This window comes from Desnuesiella massiliensis, assembly GCF_001403615.1.
In the GTDB taxonomy this organism is placed as follows: Bacteria; Bacillota; Clostridia; order Clostridiales; family Clostridiaceae; genus Desnuesiella; species Desnuesiella massiliensis.
This window is the reverse complement of the sequence record NZ_LN879457.1, coordinates 162,652-178,959: the sequence shown is the minus strand read 5'-3', so window position 1 is coordinate 178,959 and position 16,308 is coordinate 162,652. Positions and strand designations below refer to the sequence as shown.

The 16,308-nt window shown below is 30.6% G+C and carries 18 protein-coding genes; 1 reads left to right on the top strand and 17 read right to left on the bottom strand.

The window, feature by feature from the left end; genetic code table 11:
• Positions 1-386: 386 nt before the first annotated feature.
• From BN2665_RS18695 to BN2665_RS18635, 13 genes are all read right to left on the bottom strand, one after another.
• A complete protein-coding gene (locus BN2665_RS18695; protein ID WP_055668640.1) occupies positions 387-1,250 on the bottom strand; it encodes a GNAT family N-acetyltransferase in 864 nt (287 codons plus the stop codon).
• Positions 1,251-1,262: 12 nt separating this feature from the next.
• On the bottom strand, positions 1,263-1,733 hold the full coding sequence (locus BN2665_RS18690) for a GNAT family N-acetyltransferase (RefSeq protein ID WP_055668639.1): 471 nt from the start codon (positions 1,731-1,733) through the stop codon (positions 1,263-1,265).
• Between the two features lie 9 nt (positions 1,734-1,742).
• Positions 1,743-2,330 (bottom strand): GNAT family N-acetyltransferase, encoded by a 588-nt coding sequence (locus tag BN2665_RS18685; protein ID WP_055668638.1) that lies wholly within the window; start codon positions 2,328-2,330, stop codon positions 1,743-1,745.
• Between the two features lie 252 nt (positions 2,331-2,582).
• Positions 2,583-3,173 (bottom strand): hypothetical protein, encoded by a 591-nt coding sequence (locus tag BN2665_RS18680; protein ID WP_055668637.1) that lies wholly within the window; start codon positions 3,171-3,173, stop codon positions 2,583-2,585.
• Positions 3,174-3,207: 34 nt separating this feature from the next.
• The gene (locus tag BN2665_RS18675) at positions 3,208-3,711 is read right to left on the bottom strand and encodes a hypothetical protein (protein WP_055668636.1); all 504 of its coding nucleotides are present in this window, start codon (positions 3,709-3,711) and stop codon (positions 3,208-3,210) included.
• Positions 3,712-3,917: 206 nt separating this feature from the next.
• Complete coding sequence (locus BN2665_RS18670; RefSeq protein ID WP_055668635.1) at positions 3,918-4,334, bottom strand: DUF2500 domain-containing protein; 417 nt, start codon at positions 4,332-4,334, stop codon at positions 3,918-3,920.
• Positions 4,335-4,374: 40 nt separating this feature from the next.
• On the bottom strand, positions 4,375-5,106 hold the full coding sequence (locus BN2665_RS18665) for a polysaccharide deacetylase family protein (protein ID WP_242865986.1): 732 nt from the start codon (positions 5,104-5,106) through the stop codon (positions 4,375-4,377).
• Between the two features lie 203 nt (positions 5,107-5,309).
• Entirely contained in the window at positions 5,310-6,260 is a 951-nt protein-coding gene (locus BN2665_RS18660) for a permease prefix domain 1-containing protein (RefSeq protein WP_055668634.1), read from the bottom strand.
• 2 nt (positions 6,261-6,262) lie between these two features.
• Positions 6,263-6,595, bottom strand: a complete 333-nt coding sequence (locus BN2665_RS18655) for a PadR family transcriptional regulator (protein ID WP_055668633.1) — start codon at positions 6,593-6,595, stop codon at positions 6,263-6,265.
• Between the two features lie 186 nt (positions 6,596-6,781).
• Positions 6,782-8,341: an ABC-F family ATP-binding cassette domain-containing protein gene (locus BN2665_RS18650; protein WP_055668632.1), complete on the bottom strand. Its 1,560-nt coding sequence runs from the start codon at positions 8,339-8,341 to the stop codon at positions 6,782-6,784.
• Positions 8,342-8,637: 296 nt separating this feature from the next.
• Complete coding sequence (locus BN2665_RS18645; RefSeq protein WP_055668631.1) at positions 8,638-8,913, bottom strand: CD3324 family protein; 276 nt, start codon at positions 8,911-8,913, stop codon at positions 8,638-8,640.
• 413 nt (positions 8,914-9,326) lie between these two features.
• Complete coding sequence (locus BN2665_RS18640; RefSeq protein WP_055668630.1) at positions 9,327-9,617, bottom strand: hypothetical protein; 291 nt, start codon at positions 9,615-9,617, stop codon at positions 9,327-9,329.
• Between the two features lie 213 nt (positions 9,618-9,830).
• Positions 9,831-10,085, bottom strand: a complete 255-nt coding sequence (locus BN2665_RS18635) for a TfoX/Sxy family protein (RefSeq protein WP_055668629.1) — start codon at positions 10,083-10,085, stop codon at positions 9,831-9,833.
• Between the two features lie 232 nt (positions 10,086-10,317).
• On the opposite strand from BN2665_RS18635, the gene BN2665_RS18630 reads away from it, so the two are divergent.
• Positions 10,318-11,454 (top strand): SH3 domain-containing protein, encoded by a 1,137-nt coding sequence (locus BN2665_RS18630; RefSeq protein WP_055668628.1) that lies wholly within the window; start codon positions 10,318-10,320, stop codon positions 11,452-11,454.
• Between the two features lie 289 nt (positions 11,455-11,743).
• On the opposite strand, the gene BN2665_RS18625 is transcribed toward BN2665_RS18630, so the two are convergent.
• The 4 genes from BN2665_RS18625 to BN2665_RS18610 all read right to left on the bottom strand — a co-directional run bounded on the left by BN2665_RS18625 (position 11,744) and on the right by BN2665_RS18610 (position 16,251).
• On the bottom strand, positions 11,744-12,658 hold the full coding sequence (locus BN2665_RS18625; protein ID WP_055668627.1) for a transposase: 915 nt from the start codon (positions 12,656-12,658) through the stop codon (positions 11,744-11,746).
• Between the two features lie 219 nt (positions 12,659-12,877).
• Positions 12,878-14,023: a hypothetical protein gene (locus BN2665_RS18620; RefSeq protein WP_055668626.1), complete on the bottom strand. Its 1,146-nt coding sequence runs from the start codon at positions 14,021-14,023 to the stop codon at positions 12,878-12,880.
• A gap of 94 nt (positions 14,024-14,117) precedes the next feature.
• Positions 14,118-15,575, bottom strand: a complete 1,458-nt coding sequence (locus tag BN2665_RS18615) for a sensor histidine kinase (RefSeq protein WP_055668625.1) — start codon at positions 15,573-15,575, stop codon at positions 14,118-14,120.
• Between the two features lies 1 nt (position 15,576).
• Positions 15,577-16,251: a response regulator transcription factor gene (locus BN2665_RS18610; protein WP_055668624.1), complete on the bottom strand. Its 675-nt coding sequence runs from the start codon at positions 16,249-16,251 to the stop codon at positions 15,577-15,579.
• Between the last annotated feature and the right edge of the window lie 57 nt (positions 16,252-16,308).

Below are 16,308 nucleotides of genomic sequence, written 5' to 3'. Positions count from 1 at the left end.
TAAACACAAAAAAACTCTACAAAGTCACTTCAATTACAGGAAAACATGTAAAATTTCCTCTATGCATATATAAAAATCCTTTGACTTTCCTATATTCGCATAGGTCAATTTATCTATTGTTTCCCTATAGTGACTCCGTAGAGTATAATCTAGGATTTCTAACTCAACTATTAACTTATGCATGCCCCATAATCACTTAAAGCCGTGATTTTGGAACATGTATAAGTTAAGTTTCCATACAGAAACCCTTTAACTACGTGTAAGACAATGTGATGTCCCTGTGCCGCTCGATACTTCTAGACACACTCACTTTTTTGATTATTATACTATGTTTTTTTGTGTTTGTAAATTTAAATTTTATTACATATTTATATATTTTTTTATTTCTATTTGCAGGATCTTCTATAATAATGGAACGCATTATCTATGGTAAATCCATTTTTAGTATAGAGATTAAAAGCTATGTTGTTGCTGCTATTAACTTCTAGAGTAATATTCTTTGTATGATTCATATAAATATCTTTAATAATCTCATTTAGAAGTATCTTACTATATCCCTTCCCTCTGTACTCAGGTAATATTCCTACTCCGAATATAGATGCCTCCTCTTCTTCAAAGCTCGCTCCTGCCATACCAATGATATTATCTTCTAGCTTTATAATATACTGCTTCCTGCTTTCTGTTTCAAAAGCATTATTTATCATGGCTTTGGCATCCTCGTAGCTATCATTAAAGGTGACTTGGGCTAACTTTGCCATAGCTTCTAGATGCTCTATTTTAGCTTCTAAAACCCTAATGTTGCTTGGAGGTATTAACTGCAAGTTAGCATCTCCATTAAATCTTAGCAAGTACTCAGAAAAATCATACTTAGCTCCAAGATTGATTGCTATAGCCTTAGCAGCTTCAGCCTTATCCTCTAATACCAGAAGTACATCATCTACCTTGTATTTATTCAATTCCTGCAATGCTTCATTAAAAAGAGCCTTAAAATACCCCTTCTGTCTATATGCTGACAATGTGCAGGCTGAAATTTCCCCCTCTTTGGAGGTTGGTATAAATATATTAAGAAAGGAGACCAGCTTATCCTCTTCATAAGCTAAGAATAAGCTCTTGATTTCCTTATTAAAATTCATGGAATTATCAAGGAAAGTATTGCTTTTTAAATTGTCCTGCGCATTACAAATTTCCTCAATGGCTCTGATTTCAGATATAATATCATTCTTTAATTGGTTATAAGCTTTTATATTCATTTATACCCCCTATTATTTTCTAGATAAAATAGTAGCCTTAGGATAGAAGCCATATTTTTCATAGAAGCCAAAGGCCTTTTCATTACCCGAAGCCACTCCTATGGTTATGGTGCTTACTTTATTATGCTCTAACCATGCAAGACCCTGGTTCATTAATGCATCTCCTATACCTAGCTTTCTATACTCTGGTTCTACATATAGAGAATCTATTTCACCTACATTTTTATTATCCACAGTGCTTATACAGTAGCCTATATCAATATTATTCTTTATATCCTTGCATAAGAATATCTTCATCTTTCCGTCCTTAGCTTTTTCTAGCAAACCTTTTTTTCGTTCTTCAAAGGTATTTCTTTCATATCTCTCTGAAAAATGCTTGGAATTATTCTTATGATGGTGATTTAGCTTTGTCCATAGGGGGCCCACAAAATCAATTAGCTCTATAGAACCATTTACATATTGAATAAGATTTTCATCCTTCATATTTTCTCCCTACTTATTATCTAAGCTTAGATATCTTTCTTTAAATTCATTTTCAAGGATACTCATCATTATTACATCGTAATATCTATGATTAAAATATATATCCTCCCTAAGAACACCTTCTTTTATAAAGCCTATCTTTTCGTAAACATGAACTCCTCTATCGTTAAAGTTCAAAACGTCTAAATATATTTTATGTAAATTAAACATTCCAAATCCATAATTTAGAGCGAGAATTATGGCTTCTGTTCCATAGCCTTTGCTAAAGTTGTTTTTATTAAAAATTCCTATTCTCAAGTTACATCTTCTATCTTTTCTGTTTATATCGTTTAAAACAACCTCTCCAACTATGTCTGTAGATTCCTTATCAAAAATCAAAAAATCTATTCTTGAATTGTCTGTAGATATATCTTCTAAATAATTTTCTATTTGGGTTACATTGAAAAAGGTATGTGTACCTGTAAATAATCTTGAGTCCGAGTCCATATCACAAGTCAATTTAAGGTATTCATCCGCATATTTCTTATCCAAAACCTTTAAATATACCTTTTCTCCCGTTAAATCTAAGTTGCTTTTAGCTGTTAATTTGAAACTCATAAAATCCCCTCCATTTCACATTATAAACTCTTAATTCATGCGAACTTATTTCCTTATTAGGTTACCTTAATTATAATATAGCTGTAAAGGGAAAGAAATATTATAACTAAATTTCCCCAACAAATCTGCATGGAGGAGATCTAGGGTAGGGACGGTTAACAACTTTTATAACTATTTTTACTAGGGTTATTTACCTTATATTATTTAAATTATACTTAATACTTCAACTAGTTGTTAACCGTCCCCCATCTTCTACAGATACCCATCTTTTTCAGATGGTAATTCTCTATATTCATTTTTGCTATGAATTATATCCATAATCATTTGTCCAAGTTTTAATAAATTTTTATATTGCTCTAACTTTTCCTCATTATCATTAATTACTTTATTTGACATTCTCTCTAGAGGCAAGTAAGCCCATTCTATAGATTTTTCTTTGCCATTATAGAAAATTTTTAATTTAAAAACTACAGTAGGATAAGTTCTAACAAATCCTTTGAATTCTTCAGGATAATTTAAAACATCCTCTTTTATCATAAAGTCCATCACTTGCTTCATATCCTCTTTAGTAAATTCTAGCTTAGTAGTTACTGTACCTGCTTCCAGTAAATCTTTTGTGTAAGTATGCTTAAAGGTATCTAATATATTTTTAGGTTCTTCTAAATAACTAAACTTAAAAATATTAACTTTTTGATAAACACCATATCGTAGTACAAAATTAAATTCATTATTTTTATTCTTTGCCTTGTTAATTATAAATACATACCCAAAAACAGTTGAGCTAATCAGTATGAAGGAAAGTATGAGTATATATTTATTCTTGTTACTCTGTAATACTTTCAATTATAATCACTCCCCTTTAACAAGTTGGGGACGGTTAACAACTTTTATTCCTTCCTATGAGTAGAGTTAAAAATTTATATCCATCGCTGCTATAGCCACCATATACTCCCCACCACCTAGGATATACCATAGGAAATATAGTTACCAAAAACTGATAAAAATGATAATAGGAGCTTAATAAAATCATATTATTTAAAAATTTATTAAGCACTAACCCTTTAATAAAGAATAGTATTATGGCAATAACTAAAGACATTAAAGGACCACCTATATAAAAAAGTAACTTTTTATACTTTTTCATACCTTCAGTATTCACATAAGTAAACCCAGAAAAAGGATCAAAGCTTCCTAAGTATATATCTAACCTTCCCAATTTTAATAATTTTGGCTTCTCAGGTTTTCTTCCTAGCTCTATAACAACCTTTTCCTCGGTGTATATTAGACCCCAAATAGCGTGTCCTAATTCATGAGTTATAGTAGAAGCTTGAATAATAATAAGCCAAAAAAGAATGCTTGCAATCAAATTAATATACTCCATGATTTTACCTCTCAAAATTACTTGAACATAAGAAGGAAGTATGATTATATTATCAAAACGTAGTATTAAAGCCACTAATCCAAAGAATTTTTTCTATAATTATATATGCACATTTTTATACAAATATTCTGGGGACGGTTAACAACTTATATTCTTATTTGAAATAGGAATATAAGTTGTTAACCGTCCCTTACCTTTACCTTTTACTAAATCCCATTAATCTCTCTCTTAAAGCCTAAATATCTTGTACCCTGGAATGTTAACTGTCCCCTATCTCCCTCTACTAATAATCCATATTGCTCTCCGCTTACACAAAGCTCCATACGGTCTCCGCTTTCTACCTCGAAAGTAATATGGTATGTGGTAGAGGTATGGCTATGATGGTGAAAGTCATCACCATGATGGGTTGTACTTCTTGACACATTAGTTCTTTTAGACACTAATTTTGCAGTAACAGTGAGCACTGGCTGAGAATTATTGTATTTCCATTGACCTACGCCTTTTATCATAGAAAAAATTATCAACCCAAAAATGGTAATAAACATAATAGTAAAAATAACTGGAAAAACATCAAACATAAAATTGTTAAAAGGACTATTGAATGGATCTTTAAATGGAATCATTTTAATACCTCCTGTAAGTACTTGTTTCATTAAATTATTATTAGCTATTTTGCATTTTAAGAAGTTCATTTACAGTTTTAAAAGTATACCCTTTAGCTTTCAGTCCTTCTATTAGGCCTTTTACGGCATTAATAGTATTCCCTTCCTCATCATACATCGGATGCAAAAGTATTATAGACCCCGGCTTAACATTATCAACTGCATAATTTATTATCTTTTCAGAGCTAGAGTTGATTTCGTGGTATGAGTTAGGCTCTATATCCCATAAAATAGTTTTTCTATTAGTGTTTTTTAGATGATAGGGAAGTAACAAAAGTTTTTTGCCATTAGGTGGCCTAAATTGAATAGTATCATTGTATCCTAGTTCTCTAATTAAGCTATCAGTTCTCTCAATATCTTTCTTAATATAAGCTGGCGATTTAAAAACCATACGATTATGAGAATATGTGTGATTTCCTATTTCATGACCAGCTAAAATAAGCTTCTTAGCCTCTTGTGGATATTTTTCTATTTCATTGCCAATTAGAAAAAAGGTTGCTTTTACATTTTCCTTATTGAGAATTGATAAAATTTCATCCACCTTTTCTGAAGGCCCATCATCAAAGGTCAGCGCTACCACTTTTTCTTCAGTATTAAGTCTGTTAACTATCCCTCCATAAAATTGAAAGGTTCTTGAGTTCATAATTTTTAGTGCAGCAAAACCTAATGAAAATATTATTAAGAATGTAGTAATAGTTACGTAAACTACCTTTTTATTTATTAATTTTTTCACTTTATGTCCTCCTATTTTGGGGACGGTTAACAACTATATTAACTTTTTGTGCATTTAATTGTTCAATTAGTTGTTAACCGTCCCCAAGCTTTGCTTATATTAACCAATATATACCATAATATTTTTGTTTACAAGCCCTAAATATACTAAAAGCCCTTACCATCATACGTGATAAGAGCTCTTGAAACTAAAATATTAAGCTGTTAATTTAAAACCATCTTATTATTTGCCAATTTTTCTTTTAACTTAGGATATAGGTAATTAAATAGCATAATTACTGCAACGGTCGGTGCAATTATATCTTTGTCAGATGTAACGGTAGCAAAAATAATTATAGTTTCTATGGACAGTAATATAATCAAACTTTTGCTTAATTTATCATTAAGTATCACCTTTTGAGTGTAATAAATCACCATAAGAATCCAAGAAAGCGTTATTAGCCAAAAACCAAGATTATTAAGTCTAAAATGTACAGAGTTCGAAATATATGGTATCTCAAATCTCGTATGCCAAATTACTCCCTCTCTGAAAGAATCACTATCCGTATGCTTGTTCTTAATAGTCCACCCATCTCTTGTTGAACTCATGCCTCCTCCTGCATTTTTGATTAATTCGGAAGCTACATCCCTTTGATATTCATAATAATCATTGCCATCTTTGGAGATATTGATGTAATATAATCCATTATTGTATTCATCATTGTATTTATTTAGTATGGTTTCAATTTTCATCTTATCTTCATAGGATAACTGTACTTTTTGGTTTAAAATATCTTTTATTTGATCCATTACATCTGAAGAAGTTGTTGCTCTATCTTTGTCCCACTGTTTTATATACATATCTTCTGCATACCAAGCACCGACTTTTGATAAAAAGCCTAGGATCATCACTATAAGAGCGATTTTTAGTAAAATATTCGTATACTTTTTTTGCTTAGTAATAATGGACTCCATTTCCTCTGAAAAGTCGGTTTCATCACCAAAATTACTAATAGCCATATTTATGCTTTGCTCCTCACTATATCCCTGACTTATCATATCTCTAACTTTGTCTTGTAAATGTGTCTTCATCTCTTCTTTTAAAATCTGCACTTCCTCACTATTACTGTCAAAGTTTTTATAAACTTTCTCTACATAGTTATCTATACCCTTCATAATCACACCTCCATAAAATTAGCTAATAACTTTTGTAATATCTTCCACTCTCCAGATCTATCTCTAAAGAATTTTTTCCCTTCATCCGTAACCCTGTAATATCGCCTTCTCCCTCCACCTGTACCTTCGCTGTCATTCCAATATCCCTCTAGATAATTCTTTTTCTCTAACCTCTTTAAAGAAACATACAATGTAGCCTCTTTAATTTCAAATTCTATTTTTGATTTTTCTTTTATCCTCTTCGCAATCTCATAGCCATACATATCATTTTCTAGCAATACTGATATTATTATGGTATCAATATACCCTTTAAGTATTTCCTTATCAAAGTCCATGCTTTCCCTCCCTACATTTTACCACAACTACTTTATATTATTAAGTACATTATCATTATATTATAAACTACTTCATATTGTAAAGTAGTTTTTCTATCTTTCGTTAAATTTTACGTTAAGGGGACGGTTAACAACTAATTAAACAATCAGAAATAAAAGGAAAAATAGTTGTTAACCGTCCCCAAGCTATTCTTTTATAGTTACCCATTCCTCGCAGTTCCACAGGTCAGTTATTATATCTCTATAGAACTCTGGTTCATGGCATGCTAAAAGTATGCTTCCTTCATATTTTACTAATGCTCTCTTGAGCTCACGCTTTGCTTCCACATCTAAATGATTTGTGGGCTCATCTAATATCAATACATTGGTTGGCTTATTTATGAGCTTACATAGTCTTACTTTAGCTTGCTCTCCACCGCTTAATATGCATAGTTGGCTTTCTATGTGCTTGCTGGTTAATCCACATTTAGCTAATGCAGCTCTTATTTGATGTTTATTATATTCCTGAAACTCATTCCATACTTCATTTATAACGCTATTGGTGGATAACTCCTTAATTTCTTGTTCAAAATAACCTATCTCTTGATATTCACCTATTTTAATGTCGCCGCTTATAGGCTTAACTAAGCCTATTAAACTTTTCAGCAAAGTAGATTTACCTATACCATTAGCCCCAACTAGAACTATTTTTTGTCCTCTTTCCAGCATTAGATTTAAAGGTCTGCTTAGAGGATGCCCCTCATAGCCTATAACTAAATCTCTCGCTTCAAAAATCACTTTTCCTGGTGATCTAGCTGATTTAAAATCGAATTGTGGTTTACTCTTTTCTGCAGAAAGTTCTATCTTTTGCATTTTGTCTAGCTTCTTTTGCCTAGCACTTGCCACGCCTCTAGTTGAAGCTCTTGCTTTATTTTTCTTAACGAAATCTTCTAATCTTGCAATCTCTTCCTGCTGCCTTTCATAAGCCAATTTTAATTGCCTCTTCCTTATTTCATAAGTCCTTTTAAAACTTTCATAATTTCCTATATATCTTGTCAATGAGTTATTTTCAATATGCCATATTATATTGACCACGCCGTTTAAAAATTCTATATTATGCGATATTAATATAAAAGCACTTTTATAACTTTTCAAATAGATTTTTAGCCATTCTATATGCTCTTCATCAAGATAATTTGTGGGCTCATCCAATAGTAATATATCCGGTGTCTCTAATAAAAGCTTAGCTAATAAAACTTTGGTTCTCTGCCCTCCGCTCAAATTATTAACATCCTTATCTAATCCCAAGTCTTTAAGCCCAAGACCCGCTGCTACGGCTTCTACCTTAGAATCTATGCTGTAAAACTCATTGTTGTCTAAGGTATCTTGAATTTTAGTTCCTCTCTGAAGCGCTTTGTTCATTTCCTCTTCATCCATTTCACTGATTCTATTATATAAATCCATCATTTCGGCTTCCATTTTAAAAAGATATGAAAATGCTTCTCTTAACACAGTTCTTATAGATTTTCCTTCTTTAAGTTCAGTATGCTGATCTAAATAACCAATGCTAGCTTTACTATTCCATTCTATGTGACCCTTATCCGGAATTATTTTATTAGTTATAATATTCATAAAGGTTGTTTTACCTTCCCCATTAGCTCCTATAAGCCCTACATGCTCTCCTTTCAGCAATCTAAAGGATACATCATTAAATAATGTCCTATCACCAAATCTATGACTCATATCTTTAACAATTAAAATACTCATAATCTTACTTCCTCATTTATTTTTAAACTTTTAAATTTACTTATGAGAAACAGTGTTTAACTATTAATCCATACATATCCTATAATGCTTAAAGCTCGGCATTTTTTAGCATGCATAAACTAAGTTTATCTAATCTGTTTCTCTATAGTACTCTAATAAAATCATAGCATTGGCTTTTCTTCTTTCTCAAGTTCATAAATGATTCTGTATCAAAATCGCTTAAACATATAAATAGCTATAAAAAAAAATCGGTATTTTATTATCTTTGTTGATAATACTAAAATACCGATTTATTTTTATTCACTTCGTTTTTCCTGTCTAATTATCCTTCTGATGCTATGCTCAGTAAGATAATATTCTTGGGTAAGCTCTTTAATAGATGCTCCTTCATTGTATCTATTAAAAATCTCTATATTTCTTTTTTTCAAGCTATCTTTTGCACCGCTATTTTCTCCCCAAGCTTTCTTATGCTCATCTTTTGTAGGTATATATAAATACCCACCCTCTATATATTGTTGAATTAATTCAATAACATCTTCTGGTAATATATTTTGTGCTTTTTCATACCTCATAATCCTTGCTCCTATCTACTTTTAAATCTGTAAATAATGAAGCAAAGACCACACAAAACTATTTTAACCTAAATCAATCTAATAAATTTCGGCTCTGAACAAAGCTTTGTTCTATGCTTCGTGTAGTCTTTGCACAGAGCCTAGGTGGGCGTTAAGTTGTACTATCTCCTTCATACTTAGTCCTCCTATAAAATTAAATTTATATAAATAACATGAGTCTAATTAACTCCTAAAATAATTTTATCACATATATTTATAAAGTAAAGTTATTATATTTAATACAAAAAAAGGCTAAACTTTTTTAAGAATAGCCTCTATTATAAACCTCTCATACCTCAACAACATCAATAGTTTGATATCATATATTAATCATTCTTACTGATTGCTTCAAACCTTAATTCTAAGATAATACTCTACCCTATATAGGATAGATAAGTGCGCTGAACAGGCACCCTTCCAGAGTTTATAACCAATTTATTCATCAAATATTTATGACCATCTACTAACATCTTATTTTCACCAAGATATTTGCAGTCTCTTCCATCTTTTTTAAGATACTCTATAATAGCTATTCTCCACTGTTCTTCATCTCCAAAATACATATCATCCAAATATATTACTATATCTTTATTTCCCTGAAATTGCATAGGCATAATTCCTGCTTTAGCGCTGGCTAATATCTGCGAAAGCTTATTTTTACTCATATAAATATCCCCTTTAATGATTAATAATTACTTTTTATTTATGACTATATTTTAATTCCTATAGGAGATTAATTGAATACATTCTATTTATAAGATACTAGTACTTGCTTATAATGTCGTTTATAAAGAACGAACGTATATAGGCCAACGGAGGGACGGTTAACAACTATTTTTCCTTATTATTAATCCTACAAAGCATTATAACCTTATAACCTACTTAAAGCTTTTGAAATACTCTTTTAATTCTTGCTTTGTTTTGTCATCTAAACCATGCCACCTTATTCCCTGTACAGCTCCTTCTAAAGCACAAAGCATATTATAGCAAGCTGAACTGTCTACGCTTTTTATTCTTGCAAAGGCTTCCTTACTACCTATTTCCATAAGCTTTTCTCTTGAATCTATGCCTATATTACTCAAAATTTGCTCTAGGGTTTTACCAATGTTCGGTGTATCTTTTAAATTTCCCATGATATTCTCCTTTGATTTTATAAATTTAAATTTTTTAAATTATTATACTATAAAATTTATTAACAATCACCTTAAAAATCCATTTTTTAAATTCTTAATTTAAAAATGTAAGTGTAAAGTTTGCTTCTCAAAGATATACTGCATTTCCACCAATTTCGCATTGCTACCCTCTAGTTCCCCCTATATAATTATAGCTGCGTAATAAGAAATTAAGAAAAGGAGTTGCAATTTAATGAAAAGATTTACATCTATTATCTTAGGAATATTACTTTCTTTTGCTATTATAATTTCTTTAAGTCATACTACTAATGCTGCAACACAATCTACTATAAGCCGAAGTGAAGCAGAGCAAAGAGCTTTAAATATGATAAATTTAAAGTGGACATACTCCTCTTACAATAATTCAAATATCAATCCTAGCTATGCTCAGCTTATTACTCAACCAAAGCAATTGAATAACTTAAGCACTGGAGAAATGGTTGGAATTCCTTACAATTGGGGTGACTTGGATGGAATTGATTTTAGATCCTCCGACACTCCCTGGAATAACTTTATAGATGCAGTTAGCAAAGGTGCTTATATAGGCAATGTTAATACAGAAGCCGGGTACGGATATATACCTGGTACTGCTGGCGTAGACTGTTCAGGATTTGTACAAGCCGCCTTTAATATAAGAGATTACAAATTATCAACTTCAACCTTATTTAACCAATATTTTATAAGAATAAATATAAGTGATCTTAAGCATATGGATATTCTAAATAAACCAGGAGATCATGTGGTTATTTTTGACAAGTGGGGAACCTACAATGGCATTTATGGTGCCTATACCTACGAATCAACTCCTGATGACGTATATGGAGGTATACAAGGTACTAAAAAATACTTTATAAGCATGGAAGAGATTAATAAGGGTTATATTCCAGGGAGATATGTGAATCTAGTAGATGATCCTGTAGTACCAAAACCCGTAGAAGCAGGTATTTTCGCTAAAATAGCGTCTAATACAAACCTGAGATCTAGTGGTTCCATGGATGGAAATATAGTGTATACTACAAAAAGTGATATTATAGTTTATTTAGTGAATTATTCAAATGGATGGTATCAAATAAATTATAATGGACAACTTCTTTGGGTATATGGCACTCAAGTATCTGCAATTCCTAGCGGAAAATATGTTACAATAAAAAATGCTTATACTTTAAATATAAGGACTGCCCCCTCTATCACTTCATCTATAATCGGAGTGTTATCTCAAAATCAATATGCTGAAATCACCGATTACTCTTCAGATGGAAATTGGTTTAAAATAAGGATCAATGGTATAGAAGGCTGGGCATCAAGTAAATACTTAAGCTATATTTATTAGGGGACGGTTAACAACTTTTATTCCTGATTCACCGCATTATCCTTAATTAACCTAAGTTTCTAAAATCAAAATTAGGCATCTGAATTAAAATAGCTATTAAAATTTTGAGTGATAAAAAAATAGCTTTACTTATAATTAGGCTATAGCCTAATTCTTGGAGCATCAGTACTCAAAATATGTTTAGTTATTTAATTAAGGTGCCTTAATTGCGTTAATTTGTTATAAGTTTGTCCATTTTTGCAATAGCTTAATATACCTAAAAAATAATTTTATTTTTCAAGCAGTATAGTCAAGATGCAAATTTCATCATAAACTCTTCGACTATTTTTTCATATTTCCCATTACCATTTACCATATTTACCCCTATAGAACTAAGTTTTGATATCCTTGAATTAGTTATGTCCCCTATATATCTGCATATATCGCTACATTTCAAATTACATAAGCCTCTCATTAAAACCACGATCAAAGCTTTTGCTTCAATTGTAGGTCTTAAATGCTTTATGGAAAGACTTAATTCATCTACCTTCATCTTTGATACTACAAATTTTACTATATCCTCAGCTTTAAAATCTCTTTTAATTATAGTTCTTCCACTTCTATATTCCGTTCTTTCATTTTGAAATTCAATTTCTTCTTTTAAATTATTGTCATCAGATTTATATACGAGCTTCAGATATCTTATCCTAGCCTCCTTCTTATTTCTCCCAAGGAGACTCATTACAAATTCATCTTCTATTAGCTCATGGGGATCTTTATGCAAGCCAAGGTATACAGCAAGGCTTGAATACTCATATTTTTCAGGGCAATTCTCATATCCCACAATTTCTGCTGGATTATTATGTATATATGCGGATAAGGCCAAAAGATATTTTTGATTTGTGACCAGCTTACTTTTGAATCTATCTTGAAAGAGGTGCCCATGTCTATTATATTTCCTATTAAAATACTGAGCATAGGAAAAGTTTATGCTATGCATTATTTTGGATATATCTGCCCCATTAGCATCAATCATGATATGAAAATGATTCTTCATAAGGCAATATGCGTAAATCTTAAATATGTATATCCCCTGATATTTTTTAATCAACGAAAAATATTTTAATTTATCTTCATGCTCTTTGAAAAGGTCGATTTCACTTATACTTCTACCCATTATATGAAATATACCATGCGATATTTTTTGTCGCGCTAATCTTGGCATAAAATCACCTCAGTCTAATATATTTTTCTAAATTCTATCCATTAGACTGAGGTTTATTCTCTTAATGCTAAATTATCAATTAATTTTACAAATTGTTTAAAAATCTATTAGAACTATGGTGAATGCCACCTAACTTTAACCTATATCCTTTCCAAAATGGCATATCTATAAGCTAATACTTGAAAACTTTCTCTATAGAATACATCATAAATAGTATTCTTAATTGTTAACCGTCCCCACTTGGAACACCTTATTTTCTATCTCCTTATTTTGTTCATTTCTCAAAGTTACCATAAAGCTGTTACCATCCTCACTCCACATAATACTTGGATAGCTTATAGCTTTAAAAGTGCCTATATTATGCTTTTCTACAATAGTGTCATCTTTTATTTTTGCAATAAATAAATTTATATCTTCCGAATTTTTATCCTTTATAAAGTAAGCAATTTTATCCTTAGTAGGGCATAGATAGTAGTCTATTCTTTCTTCAAACTTCATAAGTTCTTTTTGCAATTTACTCTTTAAATCTAAAATAACGACTTCTGTGCCTTTCTCAACTACTTTATCTATCATAACTTTATCTTTATTTATCACATCAAGCTTAAAGTAGCCTCCTACATCAATTATTTCTTCTGCAGTGCCCTTTGTCATATCAATTATACCTACTTTACTACGGAATTGTTGACCAAGAGTTGCATTTCCCTCGTATATGCCCACCCCTTCTTCTATAGGATGCGCCTGCACAATTATCTTATCTTCATTTATATCCATGCGATTTAGCTTATCCTCATTGATATCATAACTATAAACCTTGTCAACTCTCATAAATTTGGCATCTCCCCAATAAAGTCTATCATTGAAATATACTATACCTAAATGGCCTTCATCTAAAATTTCACTTAATTCCTTTAACATTTTAATGGGTTTTTCTTGTTTATTCTCATATAGATATAAATTAGAGCCTTTTTTATATATTAACCTGCCGCTTATATCTGCATATATTATTTCTACAGAATTTAATATCGGGGTTCTTGAAATTTTATTTCCTTTCATTACTACATCATATACATCTGCCTTATATAGACTTTCACCGTAGGGCTTTCTGTCTACTACGTATAATGAAATATGATCATCATTAATGTTATAGAAACTCAATATTTCTCCCCACTCTAAAGGTAAGTTAACATCTCTAACTTCCTTTACTATCAGTTTTTTCTCCTGCATAGAATCTTTTCTAACATCCCCTGATATAACCTCATTGATAAATTTATTGCCCTTCTTGTTATTCATGTAAGCCATAGCAATAAAAATTAGAATAAAGCTTACTGACACCCACATGACCATAACTAATTTCTTATTTTTCATTTTTACTACCTCCCTTCAATTATTATTTTGAAGGATAAGATTTAACAACTTATGAAAAGTTATTAACAATTTGTTGCTAAAGTTATCAAATTTATTAATTATCTGTGGATAATTTAATTATAACCTTAAATTTATTATCCTTATATTTTATATCAATAGCTCCTTTAAGCTCCTCAATAATGGATTTACATATAAATAAACCTAGCCCGTTGCTGCCTAGTTCTCTTGATTTTACTAGATCCGCTCTATAAAAAGGCTCAAAAAACTTTGATAACTTATCCTCAGATATATATTCACAGTAATTTTCTACTTCAAATATAAATATATTATTTTTCTCATAAGCTTTTATTCTGATTTCACTACTAGCTGAAGAATATTTTATAGCATTATCTATAATATTTGTGAAAATAGTTGTTAACCGTCCCCCCCTAGCTTTAAACTGAACAGGTTGTATTTTGCATTGAATTGTTAAATTATATTTACTGGCCCTTATGGACAAATCCTTTAGTATATTATCAAGCAATTCTTTTATATTTATTTCACTAAAATCTCTATCTTCAACCTCAGTATTATATTTAGATATCTCTATAAGTGAAACCACCATATCGTGCATTCTTTGACTTTCTGCCTTTATTCTGTCTAAAGCCATAGTTTGAAAAATTTTGTCATTAAAGTCTTCTTCTCCGATAATCTGCGCATAGCCTGATATTGTAGTGAGTGGTGTTTTTAACTCGTGAGTAACATTGTTAAAAAACTCTGTCCTAGTCTTTTCTAGCATCAGCACTTTTTCCTTTTCTTCATTAATAATGTCCATTTGTTCTTTAATTCTATTTTTCATGGCTATGAAGCTTTTGCTAAGATCACTTAGCTCATCTGAACCTCTTATATCTACTTTCACATCATAGTTACCCATGGCTACTTGCCTAAAGGCTTCCTTAAGCCTAGGTAGTGGCAACACTAAATTATTAGAAATGGCATAGGAAAGGATTAATATCAGTAAAAAGGATATAAAAGATATCATAGAAAGAATATCAACAAACCCTTTAATCTTGCTATAGATATCTGTGTAGTCCTTAGCAAATTTAATGATACCTATCAGGTTGTCCTCTATATAAATAGCATAGGAACAGCTAGATACTACCTTACCCTCTTCTATATAAATATTTATTGAAGATTTATTTTCTTTAGCATTATTTATAAGCGTAGACTCTTTATCTTTATTCTTTAAAAATTCACTTATTTCATTAGGATAGCTATATTTATATATTCCATCAACATTATATAGGGCTACGAAGCAATTGTTCTGCTCACTTATATTTAAAGCTATTTCAGGACTTTTGTTAATCAATATATTTTCTTCTGGTTTTAATCCTCTAAGATTAAAATAATATTGTATATGTTTATAGGAATTCTTATAAATCTGTGTCATATCTTCTTTAATAATGCCATTTATATGACTTTGGAATACTCTATCTATAATGATATTGAAGGCAATGACTGAAAGTATAAATATACTAAAAAAACCTATGGCAAACTTATATTTTATTTTCATATTATCCTTTTAATATATAACCTATTCCAAATACTGTTTCTATAAGCTCTTCGCAATGAAGCTTCTGCCTGAGTCTTCTTATATGCACATCAATAGTTCTCCAGTCTCCTTCAAAATCATAATTCCACACCTTGATTAATATCTGATCCCTAGATAGCACCCTATTCTTATTTTCTGACATATATAATAGCAAATCATATTCCTTAGGCTTGAGTTTTATAAGCTCGTTATTTTTATACACTTCCCTGCTTTTCTTAATGATAATTATGTCTCCTATTATAATTTTTTCACTTTCTTCTTCCTTATTTATTATCCTCTCTATTCTTCTGAGAGCTACATTTACTCTAGTTATAACTTCTCTTATATCAAAGGGCTTAGTTATATAGTCATCAGCACCTAGTTCTAACCCTAAAATCTTATCTACAATATCATTTCTCGCCGTTAGCATGAGTATAGGAATCTTATATTTCATTAGATTCTTACAAACTTCAAATCCACTGATGTCCGGTAACATTACATCTAATAATACTACATCTGGCATAAAATTCTTTACAGCTTCAATTCCACTCATACCACACTCTTCGCACCTTACTAAAAAATTCTCTTTAGCAAAAGCATATTTCAATATTCTAGCTATATCTGGCTCGTCCTCTATTATTAAAATCCTTTTGTTCATTAACCTTCCCCCCCCTCTTTTCATTTTACCAAATAATTGTTGCTAAGTTATTAATAA